The organism is Sphingomonas sp. FUKUSWIS1 (assembly GCF_000733135.1).
GTDB classification, from domain to species: Bacteria; Pseudomonadota; Alphaproteobacteria; order Sphingomonadales; family Sphingomonadaceae; genus Sphingomonas; species Sphingomonas aerolata.
In genome coordinates this window covers 17,007-35,491 of the sequence record NZ_JPJC01000249.1, presented here as the reverse complement: position 1 = coordinate 35,491, position 18,485 = coordinate 17,007, and the positions used below count along the sequence as shown (strand labels likewise).

The 18,485-nt window shown below is 64.8% G+C and carries 14 protein-coding genes; 8 read left to right on the top strand and 6 right to left on the bottom strand.

Going from position 1 to position 18,485, the window contains the following annotated elements; genetic code table 11:
• A partial coding sequence (locus sphsw_RS15530) for a cation:proton antiporter (protein ID WP_031441412.1) occupies nucleotides 1-1,036 on the top strand: 1,036 nt, incomplete at its 5' end.
• A gap of 51 nt (nucleotides 1,037-1,087) precedes the next feature.
• On the opposite strand, the gene sphsw_RS15525 is transcribed toward sphsw_RS15530, so the two are convergent.
• Both sphsw_RS15525 and sphsw_RS15520 read right to left on the bottom strand, forming a co-directional pair.
• The gene (locus sphsw_RS15525) at nucleotides 1,088-1,678 is read right to left on the bottom strand and encodes an NADPH-dependent FMN reductase (RefSeq protein ID WP_031441411.1); all 591 of its coding nucleotides are present in this window, start codon (nucleotides 1,676-1,678) and stop codon (nucleotides 1,088-1,090) included.
• A gap of 71 nt (nucleotides 1,679-1,749) precedes the next feature.
• A complete protein-coding gene (locus sphsw_RS15520) occupies nucleotides 1,750-2,577 on the bottom strand; it encodes an alpha/beta fold hydrolase (protein WP_031441410.1) in 828 nt (275 codons plus the stop codon).
• A gap of 423 nt (nucleotides 2,578-3,000) precedes the next feature.
• Between sphsw_RS15520 and sphsw_RS15515 the strand changes: the two genes are divergently transcribed.
• From sphsw_RS15515 to sphsw_RS19025, 4 genes are all read left to right on the top strand, one after another.
• Nucleotides 3,001-4,065 (top strand): sensor histidine kinase, encoded by a 1,065-nt coding sequence (locus sphsw_RS15515; RefSeq protein ID WP_031441409.1) that lies wholly within the window; start codon nucleotides 3,001-3,003, stop codon nucleotides 4,063-4,065.
• Nucleotides 4,062-4,793, top strand: a complete 732-nt coding sequence (locus sphsw_RS15510; RefSeq protein WP_031441408.1) for a LytR/AlgR family response regulator transcription factor — start codon at nucleotides 4,062-4,064, stop codon at nucleotides 4,791-4,793. The genes sphsw_RS15515 and sphsw_RS15510 overlap by 4 nt, the downstream gene beginning before the upstream one ends.
• A 98-nt stretch (nucleotides 4,794-4,891) precedes the next feature.
• Nucleotides 4,892-5,479: a DUF6265 family protein gene (locus sphsw_RS15505; RefSeq protein WP_152555526.1), complete on the top strand. Its 588-nt coding sequence runs from the start codon at nucleotides 4,892-4,894 to the stop codon at nucleotides 5,477-5,479.
• Nucleotides 5,476-7,392: an alpha/beta hydrolase-fold protein gene (locus tag sphsw_RS19025; protein ID WP_081874377.1), complete on the top strand. Its 1,917-nt coding sequence runs from the start codon at nucleotides 5,476-5,478 to the stop codon at nucleotides 7,390-7,392. The genes sphsw_RS15505 and sphsw_RS19025 overlap by 4 nt, the downstream gene beginning before the upstream one ends.
• Nucleotides 7,393-7,674: 282 nt before the next feature.
• On the opposite strand, the gene mgrA is transcribed toward sphsw_RS19025, so the two are convergent.
• Nucleotides 7,675-8,751 carry an L-glyceraldehyde 3-phosphate reductase gene (mgrA, locus tag sphsw_RS15495; RefSeq protein ID WP_031441405.1) on the bottom strand — a complete coding sequence of 359 codons (1,077 nt, stop codon included), beginning with the start codon at nucleotides 8,749-8,751 and terminating at the stop codon, nucleotides 7,675-7,677.
• Between the two features lie 146 nt (nucleotides 8,752-8,897).
• Nucleotides 8,898-10,865 (bottom strand): alpha/beta fold hydrolase, encoded by a 1,968-nt coding sequence (locus tag sphsw_RS20100; RefSeq protein ID WP_081874376.1) that lies wholly within the window; start codon nucleotides 10,863-10,865, stop codon nucleotides 8,898-8,900.
• 270 nt (nucleotides 10,866-11,135) lie between these two features.
• Here sphsw_RS20100 and sphsw_RS15485 point away from each other — a divergent pair, with 270 nt between their 5' ends.
• Genes sphsw_RS15485 through sphsw_RS15475 form a run of 3 tightly spaced genes read left to right on the top strand, consistent with a single transcriptional unit; the run spans nucleotide 11,136 to nucleotide 14,082 of the window.
• Nucleotides 11,136-12,113 carry an SDR family oxidoreductase gene (locus sphsw_RS15485; RefSeq protein WP_031441403.1) on the top strand — a complete coding sequence of 326 codons (978 nt, stop codon included), beginning with the start codon at nucleotides 11,136-11,138 and terminating at the stop codon, nucleotides 12,111-12,113.
• On the top strand, nucleotides 12,110-12,610 hold the full coding sequence (locus sphsw_RS15480; RefSeq protein ID WP_031441402.1) for a DUF427 domain-containing protein: 501 nt from the start codon (nucleotides 12,110-12,112) through the stop codon (nucleotides 12,608-12,610). Before sphsw_RS15485 ends, sphsw_RS15480 begins: the two co-directional genes overlap by 4 nt.
• Nucleotides 12,607-14,082, top strand: a complete 1,476-nt coding sequence (locus tag sphsw_RS15475; RefSeq protein ID WP_235188419.1) for a deoxyribodipyrimidine photo-lyase — start codon at nucleotides 12,607-12,609, stop codon at nucleotides 14,080-14,082. The genes sphsw_RS15480 and sphsw_RS15475 overlap by 4 nt, the downstream gene beginning before the upstream one ends.
• A 388-nt stretch (nucleotides 14,083-14,470) precedes the next feature.
• Here sphsw_RS15475 and sphsw_RS15470 read toward each other — a convergent pair whose 3' ends face one another.
• Together sphsw_RS15470 and sphsw_RS15465 are read right to left on the bottom strand one after the other, a co-directional pair.
• Complete coding sequence (locus sphsw_RS15470) at nucleotides 14,471-15,070, bottom strand: CC0125/CC1285 family lipoprotein (RefSeq protein ID WP_152555525.1); 600 nt, start codon at nucleotides 15,068-15,070, stop codon at nucleotides 14,471-14,473.
• 58 nt (nucleotides 15,071-15,128) lie between these two features.
• Nucleotides 15,129-18,416, bottom strand: coding sequence for a TonB-dependent receptor (locus sphsw_RS15465; RefSeq protein WP_052380975.1), 3,288 nt, complete (start codon nucleotides 18,414-18,416; stop codon nucleotides 15,129-15,131).
• Between the last annotated feature and the right edge of the window lie 69 nt (nucleotides 18,417-18,485).

Here is an 18,485-nt window from a genome sequence, read left to right as displayed (position 1 = left end):
AACGTTTTTCGTGCTGGTGGCGGGCGGCATCGCGGTCGGCGCGGCGATCGGCGGGCTCTGGGTGGTTCTGCTCCGCCGGCTCGGCGATGATACGCTGATGATCGCAGCGACCGTGCTGGTCTGCTGGAGCGCCTATATCGCGGGCGAACTGCTGCACGTGTCCGGCGTCATTGCCGTCGTCACCGCGGGCCTTGTCTGCGGCTGGTATCAGCATGTCGTCTTCACCGCCCGCGTGCGCATCCGGGCAATGGCATTCTGGCAGGTGCTGGTGTTCCTTCTCGAAGCCACCGTGTTCCTGCTTATCGGCCTGTCCTTGCGGGGGTTGCTGGACCGGGTCGGCGGGGTCGATATCGTCATAGACACGATGGCGCGGCCTGTGCTGCTCATCGTCCTGGCGGTCGTCGCCGCGCGGTTCCTGTGGATCTTCGCGGTCGATGCCGGCGTCGCCACCGGTCGCCGCATCGGGTGGACGCGACAGCAACCGCTCGGAACGCGGGCGGCGGTGGTGATGAGCTGGGCCGGGATGCGCGGCGTGGTGACGCTCGCGGTCGCGCTCTCGCTGCCCGAGGCGATGCCGGCGCGGGATCTGATGCTCGTCACCGCCTTCGTCGTGATCCTCGTTACCGTCCTGGTGCAGGGCACCTCGCTCGGCTGGGTCATCTGGGCCCTGAAGCCGCACGACGACGGCAGCGCGCGACCGCCGCTTGATCTGCACGCCGCCGAGATGATGCTGTTCCAGGCGCAGTTGGCGCTTGTCGAGCGCGAGGCGGTGGCGGTCGACGGCACGGTCATCCATCCGCAGCTCCTGCGGCGCTACCGCACCCGTGCAACGGCGGCGGATGCGTTCGACGGTACGGCGGAGGAGCGAAACGTGGCGATCGCCAGCCATTTCGACGTCATCATCGCCGCGGTCGCGGCCGGCCGCGCCGAGCTGGTTCGCCTGCACCGTGCCGGCCGCATCGATGACGAGACGCTCCACGATCTCGAGCACGATCTCGACCTCGAGGAGCTGGCCGCAGCGGCAGCGAAGGGGTGAACAAGCTTGGTCGCTTGGAGCCGCGATGAAGAGGCGTGGACGTCGGCCGGATCAATAGGGCGGATCACGCCTCTCACGCTGGGCGCGGGCGGCCTGCGTCCACCAGCCGAGATCGTCGGCGAAGCGGGGGAAGGCGCGGGTGAGGGCGGCGCCACCGTCGCCCGCTGGTTTTCCGCTCGTATCGAAGGCATGGCCGATCCCACCCACCGCGATCGTACTGGACACCACCACCATGCCCATCTCGGACAGGATGCCGTGCCATGCGAGGCCGGCACGCGCACCGGCGAAACGTCCGGCCGAATAGCTGACGATCGCCGCTGGCCGCCAGTACCATTCCTCCAGGAAGTGGTCGGTGAGGTTCTTGAGTCCGGGCTGCACGCCCCAGTTATATTCGCCGGCCACGAAGACGAAGGCGTCGGCCGTCCTGATCTTTTCTGCGAGTGCTTCCAGCGCGGGCGGCGCCTCGCCGCTGGGATGTTCCTTGTACATCCGGTCGAGCATGGGGAGGTCGACCGCCCTGGCGTCGATGAGCTCGGCCGATGCACCGCGTTCGGCAAAGGCGCGGACGAGCCACTCGGCGAGGCGAATGCCCTGCCGGTCGGAACGATAGGAGCCGTAGAAGATCAGAACTCGGTCGCGCATCGCGGCAATTCCTCGTGAAGCGTGTCGTGCAGAAGCACGGAGCGCCCCATCGCTCCGTGCCCTGCCATGGATCAGCCTTCGATGAAGGCCAGCAGATCGGCGTTGATCCGATCGGCGTTGGTAACCGGCATGCCGTGGGGAAAGCCGGGGTAGGAGATGAGCTTGGCGTCTTTCACGATTTCAGCCGACATCTTGCCGGTCGTGGCAAACGGAACAACCTGGTCGTCCTCGCCGTGCAGGACCAGCGTCGGCACGTCGATCGCCTTGAGATCGTCGGTGAAGTCGGTCTCGGAGAAGGCCTTGATGCCCAGCGTATGGGCGAGCGCCGAGCCCATCATGCCCTGGCGCCACCAGTTGAGCCGCACCGCCTCTTTCACCTCCGCGCCGTCGCGGTTGTAGCCGAAGAAGGGCAGCGTGAAGTCGTAATAGAATTGAGAACGGTTCGTGGCCGTCTGCTCGCGGACCATGTCGAATACGTCCATCGGCACGCCGTCCGGGTTGGCATCGGTCTTGACCATGATGGGTGCGACCGCACTGACCAGCACGGCCTTTTTGACCCGCCCGGGCTTGGCGCGCGCGACATAGCGGGCGACCTCGCCACCGCCGGTCGAGTGGCCGACATGGACGGCATCGCGCAGATCGAGCGCGTCGGTCAGCGCGATGACATCGGTGACATAGCTGTCCATGTCGTGACCGCCCGCCGACTGGGTCGAACGGCCATGCCCGCGGCGGTCATGCGCGATAACACGATAGCCCTTCTGGACGAAGAACATCATCTGCGCGTCCCAGTCATCCGCGCTGAGCGGCCAGCCGTGGTGGAACATGACGACGGGCGCATCCATGTTGCCCCAGTCCTTGTAGAAGATTTCGGTCTTGTCGACGGTGGTGACGAACGGCATTCGATGTCTCCTCGGGCTTGGTCGGGTACGCGGCACGCTACAGAGTGAAGGTGACAATCAGGCGGCGTCGACGAGGACGATCTCTCTATCCTTGATAGCGGTCATGCGCAGCACGGCCTAGTCGGCAACGGTGGCCCCCTCTCGCCGATCGAGACGCGTGAAGTTGACCTTGATACGACCCGATCGCCGGTATCAAGTCGCTACTCTGGTCGGCGCCGACTGGATATTCGGCGATTGCCTTCGGCAGGGCCTGCACCGCGTCGGAATGCGCCGCCTCGCGCGCATCGCGACACCGACCGAATAGACGTTGCCGAGGCAGAATTCGTCGGTCGCGAATTTGGGGAGCACGCAGACGTCGGCGGCCGTCAGGCTCGGTCCCCGCCGGGCAGCTGTTCAATGTCGGGCGAATGTGCATGATTGGCCATGACCGCAGCGCATCGGCAACGCCTTGTTCGCTATCTGGGCATTTGGGCCGCATGGCTGGCTGTCGCGGTGGTGACGGCGTTCCAGACCTATGCCGCGGGTTTCGCGGGTGGGCCAAAGCTCGCGCTGGGGCAGGCATTGGTCAATGGACTGATCTGGTATTCGGCCTGGGCAGCACTGACGCCCGGGGTCGTCGCGGTGGCGCGGGCGTTCGCCGACGAGCGGCGGCTGGGCAGGCTGCTGGCCATCCATCTGGCCTTCGGGCTGCTCTTCGCGGTGCTGCACGCGGCGCTCTACAGTGCGATGAACGCGATGATCTATGTCCGCGCGCCCTGGGCGCCGTGGAGCAATGGGCTGCTGATCACGAAGCTGGCGATCAGCATCCACGTCCATCTGATGATCTACGCGCTGCTCGTCGCGATCGTGCTCGGCGCGCGCGCCTATCGGACGATGCGCGATCGCGAAGTCGCGGCGGCGCGGCTGGAGGCGCAGCTCGCAGAGGCGGAAACCGCGGCGTTGCGCGCGCAGTTGCAGCCGCACTTCCTGTTCAACACCCTCAACGCCATTTCCGCGCTGGTGCCCGACGATCCGATCGTCGCCCAGCGGCTGATCGCGCGGCTGGGCGATCTGCTGCGACTGTCGATCGATCAGCGCAGGTCGCAGCACAGCGCGCTCGCCGATGAACTCGACTTTACCGACACGTATCTCGCGATCGAGGAAGCCCGGTTGGGCGAGCGACTGCGGATCGTCCGCGCCATCGCGCCCGGGTTGGAGACCGTCCAGGTGCCGGCGCTGCTGCTGCAGCCGCTGGTCGAGAACGCGGTGCGCCACGGGATTGCGCCGACGATCGAAGGTGGCACGCTGACGATCGAGGCGAAGCCCGCGGGTGACATGCTGTGGATCAGCATCGCCGACAACGGCAAGGGCGCGGGCGCGATCCGCGAGGGCGTCGGGCTCGGCAACGCACGCCTCAGGTTGCGCCACCTCTACGGCGAGCGCCAGTCGCTCGAGATCGACACAGCGCCGGGCGAAGGTTTCCGTGTCATCATCCTGGTGCCGCAGTGATCCGGACCCTCATTGTCGATGATGAGCCGCTGGCACGCCGCGCTTTGCGCCAGTCGCTGGCAGGGCACGACGATTTCGAAGTGGTCGGCGAAGCGGGGCACGGGGCGGAAGCAGTGGCGGCAATCGGCACGCTGCGGCCCGACCTTGTGTTCCTCGACGTCCAGATGCCCGAGATGGACGGCTTCGGCGTGATCGAGGCCATCGGCGTGGATGCGATGCCGCTGGTCGTGTTCGTGACGGCGTTCGATGCCTATGCGGTGCGCGCCTTCGAGGCGGAGGCGCTCGATTACCTGCTCAAGCCGTTCGACGACCAGCGCTTTGCCCGCGTTATCGAGCGGGTGCGGCGACACATCGACACGGGCGACGGCCAGCGCGACGGGATGCGATCGCTGCTCGGCGGGCAGGGCCGGCTAGTCGCGCGCGGCAATGGCGCGGCGCAACTGGTTCGGCTCGACGAGATCGACTGGATCAGTGCGGCGGGCGACTATGCCGAAGTCCATGCCGGCGGACGCAGCTTGCTGATCCACGAATCATTGACGTCGCTCGAGGCGCGGCTGCCCCATGCCGCGTTCGCGCGCATCCATCGCGCCGCGATCGTCCGGCTCGACCGATTGGTCGAAGTCCGGCCCGGCACCCATGGCGACGGCTCGGTGCGGCTGGCGTGCGGCGCGGAGCTCCGGTTCAGCCGTCGATATCGCGAGCCAATCGACGGCTACCTTACCCGCTGATCCCGCTTAACGATCCGCTGGACCCGCCCGGCGAAAATCCATTGCCGGGAAACCCCGTTCCGGGCCCGTATGCCGCTCAACCAAAACAGGGGGTGGGCATGGGGTTGAGGCACAGGGCATATGCACCTTTCAGGTTTCCGACGGCGGTAATCGCGCTGGCGATCCTGTTCCACGCAAGCCCTTCATCGGCGCAACTCGCCAACCCCCGGGCCATGATCAAGCTCCACGCTGAAGGCCGCCAGGCCCCGCGTGCGACGATCGCCGACATGGCGTGGATCGAGGGCCACTGGATCGGCGACATGCCCGATGGGCCGGTCGAGCATGTGCTTCTCAGTCCTCGCTTTGGGCAGCTTCCGGGCTTCGTCCGCGCGTTAGCTCCCCAGAACCTGGCCTTTTACGAGATCGGCGTGTTCGTCGAGATTGGAAATTCGCTGACTCTTCGGGTCAAGCACTTCACGCCGGAACTCGCCGGTTGGGAAGCGCAGGCGGCTTATATCGACCGTCCGCTGGTCGATCGCGATTCGACCAGCTTCTACTTCGACGGCGCGACTTTCTCGCGAACCGGGCCGGATAGCTTCACGGTCTATTTTCTCAATCGCTCGGACGGCCAGGAACGTGAGACACTCGTGATTCCCTTCCGGCGTACATCAGGCCCCGCGCGGCGAAGCGATGGAGCACCGTCATGAGCGCGCTATGCAAGCTTTACGCCGTTGCCTGTTGCTTGCTGGCGCTGTTCGTCGCTCCGGCGATGGCGCAGCCGCAGGGCCGGCTGGTTGTCAGCACGCTGCAATCGACCAGCTTCGCCGGCAGCAAGATCGGCATTTCGCCAGTCCGCAACCTCACGGTCTACCTGCCGCCGCGCTACGCCGAGGCAGGCAAGCGATTTCCCGTCCTCTACTTCCTCAACTATTTCTTCGAAGATCACCGCGAACCCTTCGCCAGCCACGGCGCAAAGGCGTTGCTGGACAAGGCGATAGGGCAGGGTCTGATCGGCGACGTCATCGTCGTGACCGCCGACTTCACGACCCCCGCGGGCAGTTCATGGTACGTGAATTCGCCGGCGACGGGCAATTGGGAGGATTTCATGGTGCGCGAGCTGGTGCCGCACATCGATGCCACCTACCGCACGCTTCCTACCCGGGATTCGCGCGGGATCGCGGGGGACGGTCCGGGGGCGTATGGCGCGATCCGTTTCGGCATGCGCCATCCCGAAATATTCGGCGCGGTCTATGGCATGCAGCCGGTGGCGAGCGGGCCGAATATCCAGCCGACGCACAGCCGCCCGAACTTCGAACGCATGGCGCGCGCGACATCGCTCGACGATCTGCGGGACGACGGCTTCTCGCTGATCTTCACGTCGATCTATCAGGCCTTTTCGCCGAACCCCAATCGACCGCCGCTGTTCTTCGATCCACCGGCGCGGCGTGTCGACGGGCGCATCGTAGTGGACAGCGACCGTACGGCGCGTTTTAAACAGGGATTCGCGCTGTCGGCCTTGCTCCCCGCTTATGCCGACAATCTCAAATCGCTGCGGGGCTTCAAGTTCGACTGGGGGCGTCAGGACACGCTGGTCGATCATGTCTATGGCGCGCAGGCCTTTTCCAATCTCCTCGCCGAATATGGCGTGCCGCATGAAGCCGAGGAGCATGGCGGCGGCTTTCGCGACCGGCATTGGGGCGAGCAGGGGCGCTTCTACATCGATGTGCTGCCCTTCATCGCGCGGCACCTGTTGTTCGGACCTCCCGCGACGCCGACCGAACGCGTCAACGCCGCACACGGAAAGCTGCGCGAGTCGATACTTTCCAACGATGCCGATGCGCGCGCCGCGCTCTACCGCGCGGACGCGCTGAGCATGCCTGAATATCAACCCGCGCTGCATGGCACCCGCCAGATTGCCGCCTATCACCGCGCGATGCGTGAACGGCGGCAGGTGGTCAGCTATGTGCCGGTCGCAAGCGAAGTCTTCGACCTGGGCAACACACTGGTCGAGATCGGAACCTTCACGATCCGCTGGTCCGACCGCGCCGACGAGGAGCGGGGAAAATACGCGCATGTCTGGGGCGTCGAGCGGGACGGCAGCCTGAGGCTCAAGGCCGACACCTGGGGCTATTTCCGCCCGCTGGCCGATCCCGCGGGCTTCTTCACCGCGATCCCGGAGCCGTCGTCCTCGCCCATCCCGTTAGCCGCAGGCGATCGGTCCGTGGGCGAATTCCTACGGGCGCATAACGACCGCGACGCCGAGGCCGTGCGGACCAAGGATGTCGAGGCGAAACTCGTGGATTATACCGACGACGCCATCTTCATGCCCTTCGCCGAAACGCCCAAACGCGGCATGGCCGAGATCCGCCCCTATCTGACCGCCTATACCGCAGCGGGAACCGGCGCGACCTTCCGCGATGTGCGGGTCTGGACCCTGGCGTTCGAAAATCACGGTACGTGGGTAATCGAATATCCCAAATTCCGCGTCGAGTGGACCGCGGGGGGGCAGTCGGGCACCGTCAAGGGCGGGGGAATCCGGCTGTGGCAGCGTCAGGCTGGCGGCTCGCTCAGGCTGCATCGCCAGATCGGAACACACGACTATGTCGTCCCGGCCCGTTGAGGCGGCGCCCCGCTTGGTCCGGATTGGCGGCAGGCATTCCGCTATCAGCCTGACATCGGAGCTCTTCGTTCGAGGCGGGCATTTACAGGCGTCGCGAGTTTCTCAGATCACGACTGGGCAAGGCTTGATAAGCGTGGGTTACCCAAAGAGATCACGAATTCGCGAATTTTAGAATTGTTTGCACCCCTGTCGGCGAAGGTAACCGGGCATGAACAGATGTCCGAAGGTTGGGCGCGCAAACGTCGCCTGGAATGTCCCGAAGGCGGTCGTCCTGGCCGTTGTTCAGGCGGGCACTCCTTGCGCTGCCGGTAGAGCAGTGATGTCAGATGATCCCGACCAGAGATTGACGCCGCCATCGTCGGCCGCGTTGTCGATCGCGGTGAGTTCGTCGGCGGAAAAGTCGAGCGTCTTCAGCGAGTCGAGGGAGTCGTCGAGCTGTTCGACCGTGCGGGCGCCGATCAGCGCCGACGTGACGCGCGGGTCGCGCAAGACCCACGCGATCGCCATCTGGGCCAGGGTTTGTCCACGCTCACCCGCGATATCGTTCAAGGTACGGATGGCAGCAAGGTTCTGATCCGTGAGCAAGGCCTGTGACAGCGACCCGTCACGGGTGGCTCGCGCATCCTGCGGGACGCCCTGGAGGTATTTGTTCGTCAGCATGCCCTGCGCCAAGGGTGAGAAGGCAATGCAGCCGACGCCCAGTTCCTCCAGCGTCGCCAGCAGGTCGCGCTCGATCCACCGGTTAAGAATCGAATAGCTGGGCTGGTGGATGAACAGCGGCACCTTTTCCGCGGCCAGGATCTCGGCCGCACGGCGGGTCAGCCCCGGCTCGTAGGAGGAGATGCCGACATACAGTGCCTTGCCCTGTCGATGGAGCTGCACCAGCGCGCCCATCGTCTCCTCGAGCGGGGTCGCGGCATCCACCCGGTGTGAATAGAAGATGTCGACATAGTCGAGGCCCATCCGCTTGAGGCTCTGGTCGCAACTCGCAATCAGGTATTTTTTGGATGAACCGACATCGCCATACGGTCCGGGCCACATGTCCCAACCCGCCTTGGTCGAGATGATGAGTTCGTCGCGATGGGCCGCGAAATCAGAGGCGAGGACGCGACCGAAATTCTCCTCCGCCGAGCCATAGGGCGGGCCGTAATTGTTGGCGAGATCGAAGTGGGTCACGCCACGATCGAATGCCCGCCGCAGGATGGCTCGCCCCGTCTCGAACACATCCTGTCCGCCGAAGTTCTGCCACAGCCCCAGGCTGATTGCCGGGAGCCTCAGCCCGCTTCGGCCGGTGCGTCGATAGGGCATGCCGCTGTCATACCGGAGCGGGGACGCGACGTACGGACGGGGAAACGACATTGGTGACTCCTTGTGAACGTCTTCGATGCGCAACGCGCAAACCGTTTCGGCGCAGCGTGCATCACTCTTCTGAACTGCCTCGATCGCGTTGGGCATGTGCGCGGTGCAGCGCTGCAGTTAGGCACGGAAGCTGCCCTAAAGCTGGCCTAGATCAGCCATTCGAAAGCACGCTTCAGTCGTGCCGCACCATTGGTGTCGAACGGCCGACCATGAGCGAAGATCACCCGGTCAGGCTCGAGCGCCACGATCGCTCGCACCGCGTTTCTAGCGTCCGCGCCGCCTAGCCGTACTGGCAGCCGAAGGTACCGTGCGGTCGTGCCGTCCGTGGCAGCGGAGGCCTGCATCAATAGCCGCGTGACAGGCGGCAGCTTGTCAGCATCGAGGTTTTCGATGAGGTCGACGAGCACGAGCGTCTTGGTCTGCCGGTGAAAGAACCAAATCTCGTTGAAGCCAGCCCCTGCCGGCACCATGCCTTGATCAAGTGTGTCCGACCATTCGGCCGGGGCCGTTCCACCGAGTTCGGCATCGAACCGCACCGACGATGCGCGGACCTGTGCCCGGTCCCGCAGCCCTGGCGCGGCCCAGGTGGTCGCATCCGGATAGGCCCGTTGCCAATCGGCAATGTATGTCCAGTGCGCGATGTTGGGGGCAACGAGATGCTGTACCCGTCCCAGCGCTTCGATCGCCTTGGCCAGCTCGGCCGAATAGGGGGTCGGCGAATGTAGAAGGAGATCGCCATTTTCGAGCCGGATGATCGTCATGCGCACGGGCAGCGCTATCCCCATCGCGTTTATTGGTCCGCTGTCGACGATCCAGACACCCTCGGCAAAGACTTTCGGGACATCGAGTGGCGGGTAGGTCGCGCGATGCCGGGCTTGGGTATCGTCCGGGCGTCGATGACTGTCTGCTAACGTCCAAAATCCAAGGGCGGCAACGCCGATGACACCCGCCGCGCCGGCGATCCGACGCCGTCTGCGCGCCCTTGAGGACGCCTGGTCGGCAAAGAAGCGTCGCATATCCGCCAGCAGTACCCCAGGCTGTTCGAGCGCCGCGAAATGGCCGCCTGCCTCCATCTCGTTCCAGTGAACGATGTTGTAGGTCTTGCGTGCGTGTGAGCGCGGGGGCGGCGGGAAGACGGGGTCGGGGAAGGCTGCGACGCCGGTGGGCACCTTGACACGGCTGCCTGCCGGAAGTTCGCCCGAACCCTCCAGCATACGGCCGCGATACATCCAAGTGGACGTGATGAAGGACCCCTCGACAAGGTACAGCATGATGTTGGTGAGGAGCGTATCTTCGTCGAACGCCTGCCAGAGATCGGGCCTACCCTGTTCATCACGCGGAACGTCCGCCCAAGCGCCGAACTTTTCCAGAATCCAGGCGGCAACGCCGACGGGACTGTCCGACATGGCAATGCCGAGCGTCTGCGGACGCGTGCCTTGCTCCTGTGCGTAGCCGGTTTCCTCTTTCGCCAGCGTAGCACGTCGGGCCGCCCAAGCGAGTTCGTCGGGCGTCTTCGGCGATACGTCCGCCGCCTGAAGGAGAACCATGTTGAGATGCAGCGCGGCCACGGCTTCGGGATGATCGTGCGCCATCCAGCTCCCGATCGCCGCGCCCCAGTCACCACCTTGCACCAGATAGCGCGCATCGCCGAAAAGCTCGGTCATCAGACCGTGCATCAACTCGCCCGTCCGGCGCGGTCCGATCGGCGCGGCGGGGCGCCCGGAAAAGGCGTAGCCCGGAAGCGACGGCACGACGACGTCATGGCCGTCGGCGACCAATGGCGCGATGAGCGCCTCGAATTCCATGAACGAGCCCGGCCAGCCATGCAGCAGGAGCAGGGGTGGGCGCGACCCATCGCCCCGCGCATGAATGAAGTGAAGCTTTTCGCCCAGCACCTCCGTCGTGAACTGGGGTAGAGCATTCAGCCGACGTTCCTGCGCGCGCCAGTCGAACCGCATGCGCCAATGGTCCACGAGCCGCTTGAGATCCGCAAGCCCGACCCCTGACGTCCAGCTTCCGGCGTCCGGCAGCGCGCCCCAGTCGAACGATGCGACCTTGGCGTTGATGCCGGCGAGCCGCTCGTCGGGTACTGCAATCGTAAAGGGCTTTGCCATCTCGTGTCCTTGCGTTCCAAGGGCGCGCGCCCCGTCTCGAGCAACACCAACGCACGCACCTGCGTCGCGTTCAAAATTGTCCGGTATTCCGTAGTGAGAGCACCTCTCGAAGCTCGAGCCCGATACGGTGAGATGGGTTCTGCGGCGCTCGTAGGACACCGCAGCGCTTTTAGAACGTTAAGCGGCTATGCATGATTACAGTCCAGCCCCTCCGACGCCACAGCGTCCTCTAGCCGACGCAGTGCGGCCAAGCACCCCGAGCATGGTCCAATGAGCGCGGATCACACACTCGCTGGACACCGGGTGGTGATCACCGGTGCATCGAGCGGTATTGGCGCGGCGACGGCGGTGGCCTTCGCGGCGGCGGGCGCACGGGTCGTCCTGGGTGCCCGCGGCAGGGAAGGGCTGGACGACGTCGCTAGCCGCTGTGCCGCGGCGGGTGGAATTGCGATTGTCCGACCCGTCGACTGTACCGATGCAGCCGCAGTGGCGGCATTCGCTGCCGAGGCCCGCGACCTGCTCGGTGGCATCGACCTGTGGTTCAGCTGCGAGGGCGTCGGCGTGCTCGGCCGGTATGAGGACGTGCCGATCGCAGACCATGCGCGCGTCGTCGACGTCAACCTCGTCGCTCACATGAATGATGTGCACGCAGTGCTGCCGATCTTCTTGGCGCAGGATCGCGGCACCTGGGTCAACATGATCTCGGCCGGCGGCTTCGTCGCGACGCCGTATGCGGCGGCCTATTCGGCGAGCAAGTTCGGGTTGCGCGGGTTCAGTGCGGCACTCCGCGGCGAGGTGTCGAAGCGCCCGCACATCCATATATGCGACGTCTGTCCGACCTTCGTCGACACGCCCGGCGTCGACCATGCCGGCAACTATACGGGCGCACGGCTCGCGTTGCCGCCGGGTTCGCTCGCACCCGAGACGGTAGCGAAGGCCGTCGTGCGGCTGGCCACGCGACCCCGCAACCTCACCGCAGTCGGTGCGCCTGCAATGGCGTTCAAGCTGGGGGAGTTCGCGGCGCCGAACCTGCTGGCGGCGATCCTGAGCGGCTTCCTCGACACCTGGTCAGCGCGCGCACCCGACGGCGACGACAGCGACGGGGTATTGTTCGAGCCCGGCGTTCCCGCCGGTCCGGATGGCGGGCGGCGCGATCCGCATCGGGGGCGCAAGGTCGCGGCTGCGACGTCCGGTATCGCGGTGCTCGGCCTTGCGGGTATCGGCATCTGGCTCGGTCGTCGCCGGTGAGCGACAACGACCGCGATCCTTCACTCGCGCCGGGCCAGGAGAGCGTGTGGCGCTTTCCCCGCCCGGCCGTTGCCGAAGCGAGCGAGCGGTGGATCCGTATCGAGCATAGCGGTGTCCTCGTCGCCGATACGCGCCGCGCTGTCCGCACGTTGGAGACCAGTCATCCGCCCAGCTGGTACCTGCCGCCCGACGCTCTGAGTCCAGGCCTGCTTCGCCGTTCGGAGCGACGCTCGTTCTGCGAGTGGAAGGGCCACGCCGTCTACTGGCACCTGGCGATCGGCGGCGAAGTGCTGCGCGACGTGGCGTGGAGCTATCCCGAGCCGACGCCGGCCTTTGCGGTATTGCGCGACCATGTCGCGTTCTACGCCGGTCCGCTCGATACATGCATGGTGGACGGCGAGCAGATGGTCCCGCAGCCCGGCGGATTTTATGGCGGCTGGATCACGTCGGACGTTGTGGGACCGTTCAAGGGCATACCGGGCAGCATGGGATGGTGACGGCCGTTCTGCCTGCCGGTCTTCGCGACTGGAGAGAAGCCCCACGGGTGCGGGCGCTGAACGATCGCGCGGTGAACGTCAGCGGCCGTTACGTCCTGTGCTGGCTGCAGCAGGCGCTGCGGGCTCGCGACAATCCGGTGATCGATGCGAGCATTCTGCTCGGCAACGCGCTCGGTTTGCCGGTCCTGGTGTACCACGGCGTGCGCGAGGATTATCCCTATGCCTCCGACCGGCTGCACCACTTTATCCTGGCGGCGAGCCGCGACCTTGGTACCGGGTGCACGAAGCGTGGTCTGGCCTGCGTTCACCACGTCGATCGGGCTGGGCACCGCGAAAAAGGTCTCGTGCACCGGCTTGGCGCCGATGCGGCGGCGATTGTGCTGGAGGACCAGCCGACCTTTGTCGCCCGCTGGCAGTCCGATAGGGTCGCTGCCCGCGCCGCGGCGCCGGTCTATGCGGTCGAGGCCGCGTGCCTGGTGCCCCCGGCCGTGCTGGGCGGCGACATCCGTGGACGATCGGGGTTCCTGCGACGCCACGAACCCGAGCGCTCCAACTGGGTGGAGACGGAGGAGGCGGTGCCGGAACAGCCCGCTTACGCCGGGACGCTGCCCTTCACGCCGGACAGGTTGGACACATGCGATCTCGACGCGCTGGTGACCAGTCTCGCGATCGATCATACGGTGCCGGTCAGCGACCTGCACCCGGCTGGCCGGAGCGCGGCAGAGGAACGGCTGCGGTGGCTGGTGACCGAGGTGCTGCCCGGCTATGCCGCAGCGCGCAACGACGCCACGCGCGCGGACGGCGCCAGCGGATTGTCGCCCTATCTGCACTTTGGCGTGCTGGGCCCGCGCGAGGTGATGGCCGCGGTCGCCGCGGTTGATGCAGGTAGCAAGCACAAGGCAAAGTTCGCCGACGAGCTCCTCGGATGGCGCGAGTGGTTCCACTACCAGGCGCGGAATCTTGCCGCGCCGGAGCGCTACGACCGCGTCGCCGGCTGGGCAGTCGACACACTCGCCGAGCATGCCGCCGATCGCCGACCCGAACTGGAGACGTTGAGCGCGATGCTCCACGGCGAAACGCGCGACGAGACCTGGAATGCCTGCCAGAAGCAATTCCTCCTCGACGGCTGGATGCACAACAATTTGCGGATGTACTGGGGCAAACGCATCATCGCGATGACGCCCAGCCCGGAAGCGGCATGGTCCACAGCGTGCTATCTCAACGACCGGCTCAGCCTCGACGGTCGCGACCCGTCGACCTACGGCAACATCGCCGCGACGTTCGCGGGCTCACCATCGGACTGCGAGCGACCGATCTACGGGCGCGTCTCGACACGCGGTGACGGCTCCACCCGGCGCAGGGACGGCGGCGACGAATGGCTCGCTGCGGCCGCGTCAAGGGCGGTGCCGCGGGTATCGGTTCCGGCGGAGGTGCCGGTCGATCCGTATCTCACCGGCGAGCCGACTATCTGAGCGGTCGTGCGACAGGGGGGGCTTTGACCTGCAGATGCGGCCGAACAAACGCCTGCATTCCCGGCCTCTCTGCCATAGCTTCCCATGCGTCACCACCGCGCCCGTCTTCAGAATGCCAATGATTTGCTGCTTTACCCGTCCATTCCGAGTGCGGATCCCGGTTCCAAATCGAGGGGAAAAACGGGGCGCGTCTCATCCGGCGCCCGCTGGCTTTCTCTCGCATTGGTTTGTCAGGATCGCGGATAGTCGATCGCCGAAAGTCGGAGCCGCCCGACCCGACCGAGCCTGCGTCCCACGAAAAAACGGGGCGGCCGTGCGCCGCCCCAAGGGGGGGTGTTAGCGACCAATGTACCGGTCGATCGAGGGTGTCCGATCGGCACGCTGCTCGTTATTTGCGTTTTCCCCGTATCTGTTCGATCACGTCCGCAGCAGCATAGATTGTCGGCTGCACGTTGAGTCCTGGGAATGTAGCCTGGTCGCCCGATCCCATCTGGATCACGACCGTGGTCTGTGCAGACTGGCTCGGACGCCAGCGTTCCAACACCTGATAGGGAACGTCACCGCCGCCAAAACCACCCGTCGTAGGGCCATTTGGCACGGCTGCATCGGCCACCCCTGGAGGGCTGCCCGCCTGACTGGCCGAACCCATAGAAGCGCTGGCGCCGGTCCCTGTCGAGAAGCTCGGGCCGGTTTTGTCGCGCAGGTCGGAGCCGCCACCAGCAGCAAGGTCGCGCGTCTCGGCCTTGATGACGGCGAACCACTCCTTACCCGCATCCTGGGTGAGTTCCGCCGCCCGCAACATGGCGAATTTGGCGACATCATCGGGCTTTGCGCCCTTCGCGCCAGTATAGACGATGGTTACCCTGCCGTCAGCGCCAATAGACGACTGATAGCCGACGTCACTTGCAGCCTTCGCTGCCTTATACCCCTTTTGCGCAACAGCCGGGGTACAGATCAATGCCGCTACTATCAGGACTGCATATTTCATCATGCCCTCCATCACGAAAGGAGATCGGGACGGTTTCGACCGTCCCGATCGCATAGCTTCAATACTGCAACAGGATGCCGAAGACGATTCGCCGATCGTTCAGGAAACTGAACCGATCATACAATTGTCCGCTCTGGTCGATTTGAACGCGCGCCTTGCTCTTCGTGTCGAGGATGTTGGCGACTGACGTGCGCAGCGTCAGGGGGCCGATCCTGTATCGAACCGAAGCGTCAAGGAACCCGGCCGCCGAGTTGTAGACGGGGTTGCCCGTCACATAGTCGCGGTAGGTCGTGAGATATTTCGAGCGCCAGTTATACGCCAGACGCATCTCGAGCGCGGAGTCCTGATAAATTCCGACCACGTTGAGGATGTGATCGGATTGTCCAAGAAGATCATCGACGCCGAACCGGAAAAAGGTCGTCTGGTCATCGACATTCCCGTCGCCATCACTGTCGACGCCGTTCGCAGGCGGTGTCGTCGACGAGTCGATATAGGTATAGTTTCCCTGGAAGCCGAGATGGCTCAGCACGCCCGGCAATTTGTCGAAGAACTGCTGGTAGCTGACCTCGATGCCTTTGACCTTCGCTTTGGCCTGATTCACCTGGCCATTGTAGATAATATTGACCGTCTGCCCGTCAAGCGTCGTCGTTCCCAACGCCAGATCGCCATTCGTGACGATATTCGACAAGCTTTTGTAGAATCCGGCGACGGAGAAATATCCCCCGCGGAAATAGCGCTCGATCGAGAGATCGAAGCTGTCGGCCGTGGTCGGTCGCAGCAGCGGGTTTCCGCGATTCACGCGGATGTCGCCTGCCGTGATGTTCTGGGCACCACGATCGATGCCGAACAACGGGTCATTCTCATCGGTGATCGGCGGGAAGTTCACGCGGTTCGTGGTCACGACATATTCCTGCGACGCACGCAGATCCTGTACGTTCGGCCGGCTCAGCCCCTTGCTGTACGCGAACCGCACGAGTTGCTGCGAGTCGACATTCCAGCGCAGGTTGAAGGACGGAAGCCAGTTCTCGTTGGTCTGCTTGAAGCTGATCGGTACGGCCGCCTGAGCCCCGTACGCGATCGACTGGGGCAGGAAGTCCGCGGGATCGTCGCGGCTCTCCGCATCATCGGTTCTGGTCCGCTCCAGGACACCATCGCCATCGGTGTCCGCAAACGCGGGTGTCTGGGCATCGGCCACGAACGGCCGGAACGCCTGGAACCCGGTCGATCGCAATTTGGTGCGGACGTATCGGACGCCGAAGTTTGCGGCGATCGACATGCCGTTGTCGAACTCGTGCTTGAGATCAAGGCGAGCGTACGCGTTCGCCGTCTGCTCCGTGATGTTGGACGTGTCCTCGGGGCGGAATATGGGGACCCCGAATTTGCTGCCGTCGTCCGTACCCCTGGGCACCCAGTTGTAATTGCCGTTTGCCAGCTGCGGCTCTGCGTTCAGATATTTGCGGAATGCGGAATAGTCGTTGAGAAGTGCGGAGTTCGCAAAGACGAAGGTCTGGTTCGGACCTTCGACCACGCCGCCCCGGAAGAAGTTGGCGAAGCTGATGGCTTCTGCAGCCTTGGTCGGTTCCTGAAAGGTGCCGACCACGCCGTAACCGCCGCGGCCATCCCATGCAGGCGAGATGGCACCCCAGTTCAGCGCCATTTCCGAGTTCGTCTGGCTCCGCTCGGAGTAGCGACCGCCGAATTTGACGCTGTCGAACCAGCCGGCAAGTCCGTCACTCCCCGACACGTCGTACGCGGTATCGGCACGGAAGGCGTAGAGATCGCCCTTGCCGACCTGGAACTGGTCGGCCGCGAATTGCCAGGTCGCGCCGTTCAGATCGCCGGCGGATGTCGGCGATGCGAGCGGATTGGCATCGCTGTCACCGCTGAAGCGCGTATTGCCCGGATTGAAGCGATGGGCCGGGTTGACCGAAAAGGCGATCCGCGGGTTATCGAGATCGGGCGCAATCTGCCAGTCGAGATAGGTGTTGAAGCCGCCCCAGATCTGACGCTGCCGTGCGCTTGCCTTGGTATATTGCCCGTCGACCGTCACCAGCAGGCGTTCGGTCGGCTGCCACCGCAGATTGAGGCTGAAATCCTCGGTCTTGCTCTCTTCCGTCCTGCCGATGCCGAGCGATCCGACCGGCGATCCCACCGCGCCCGTCCAGGCATCGATCCGGTTGGTGACGAAGCCCGATTCCATCAGACCGCCGCGGATCGGGATCAGCGTCTCGCAGTCGCCCGGGTTCGAGGGAAAGCCGCCCGCGCCGCTGCACATCGCGACACCGTCGGACCCGAAGCCCGGCTTGACCTTGAGATTGCTGATCCCTGCCGTCGTGCCCGTATCGTGCTCGGGGAACCACTCGAACGTCCGCTCGATGCTGTCCGTGTCCTCCTCGACCCGGATATACTTGGCCGTGAGTTGCAGCGTGTCATTCTTCCACTGCAGCGCGCCGTAATAGCTTCGACGATCACGATCGACATCGTTCGTACGCAACTGAAATCCCGGCGTCGTACCAAGGATGCGTGACGGATCCACGCCCGTGAACTCGGACAGCTTCGCCGCGCCGGTCAGGCTTGTCTGCGGAACATTGCCGGTTGCGTCGAGCACGCGTGGAAACGGCGAATTCTGCTGCCAGCCGTTGATACGCGAACTCAGCTTTGACCGTGAAACCGACGCTACCACGCCAAATTCACCGATCCCCGTCTTCCATCTGCTGCCGCCCGTGATGCTGCCCGACGGCGACGATTTCTTGCGAAGATCGGTGTAGGTATTGTCCGCCGAGATCGCGAGAAACGGCTTCTGGCGATCGAACGGCTCTAGTGTGCGCAGGTTGATCGTGCCGCTGATGCCGCCCTCGATGAGATCGGCCGTCTGGTTCTTGTAGACATCGACTGCGCCGATGAGCTCCGGCGGAATACTCGAGAAATCGAGCACGCGCCCGCCATTGGCGCTGAACGCGTCGCGGCCGTTAAATTCGGAGCGGACAAAGCCCAGGCCGCGGATCAGGTTGCCCTGGCCTTCGGGCGAGGGGAAATCGGGCGACGCGCCGCCGGTCGCGAACCGCGAGATCGTCACGCCCGGGACGCGCCCGAGCGCCTCTGCCACCGACAGATCGGGCAAGGTGGCGATGTCGGAGGCTGTGATCGAGTCGACGACCGTGTCGGCGTTGCGCTTGATGTCCTTCGCGCTTTCGAGTGCGGCGCGGATGCCCCTTACGACGATGTCCTCGGTCGTCGTCTCGTCGAGCTCGGTCGTCTGAGGCGCGGTCGCCGGGTCGGTATCCGGCAAACCGGATTTCGGCGGCGAGGTCTGCTCGTTTGCCGGTGACGAAACCGTCTGGGCCATGGCTGGTGACCCGATCAACGCTATCGAGAGCGCCGAAGTCGAAAGCAGAAAGCGCTTGGTCGAGCTTGA

Bases quoted from the DNA above. Each gene is read 5' to 3' on its own strand.
- sphsw_RS19025 (WP_081874377.1), top strand. From the start codon at position 5,476: ATGAGCGCGCTATGCAAGCTTTACGCCGTTGCCTGTTGCTTGCTGGCG.
- sphsw_RS15470 (WP_152555525.1), bottom strand. From the start codon at position 15,070: ATGAAATATGCAGTCCTGATAGTAGCGGCATTGATCTGTACCCCGGCT.
- sphsw_RS15525 (WP_031441411.1), bottom strand. From the start codon at position 1,678: ATGCGCGACCGAGTTCTGATCTTCTACGGCTCCTATCGTTCCGACCGG.
- mgrA (WP_031441405.1), bottom strand. From the start codon at position 8,751: ATGTCGTTTCCCCGTCCGTACGTCGCGTCCCCGCTCCGGTATGACAGC.
- sphsw_RS20100 (WP_081874376.1), bottom strand. From the start codon at position 10,865: ATGGCAAAGCCCTTTACGATTGCAGTACCCGACGAGCGGCTCGCCGGC.
- sphsw_RS15505 (WP_152555526.1), top strand. From the start codon at position 4,892: ATGGGGTTGAGGCACAGGGCATATGCACCTTTCAGGTTTCCGACGGCG.
- sphsw_RS15520 (WP_031441410.1), bottom strand. From the start codon at position 2,577: ATGCCGTTCGTCACCACCGTCGACAAGACCGAAATCTTCTACAAGGAC.
- sphsw_RS15465 (WP_052380975.1), bottom strand. From the start codon at position 18,416: ATGGCCCAGACGGTTTCGTCACCGGCAAACGAGCAGACCTCGCCGCCG.
- sphsw_RS15515 (WP_031441409.1), top strand. From the start codon at position 3,001: ATGACCGCAGCGCATCGGCAACGCCTTGTTCGCTATCTGGGCATTTGG.
- sphsw_RS15485 (WP_031441403.1), top strand. From the start codon at position 11,136: ATGAGCGCGGATCACACACTCGCTGGACACCGGGTGGTGATCACCGGT.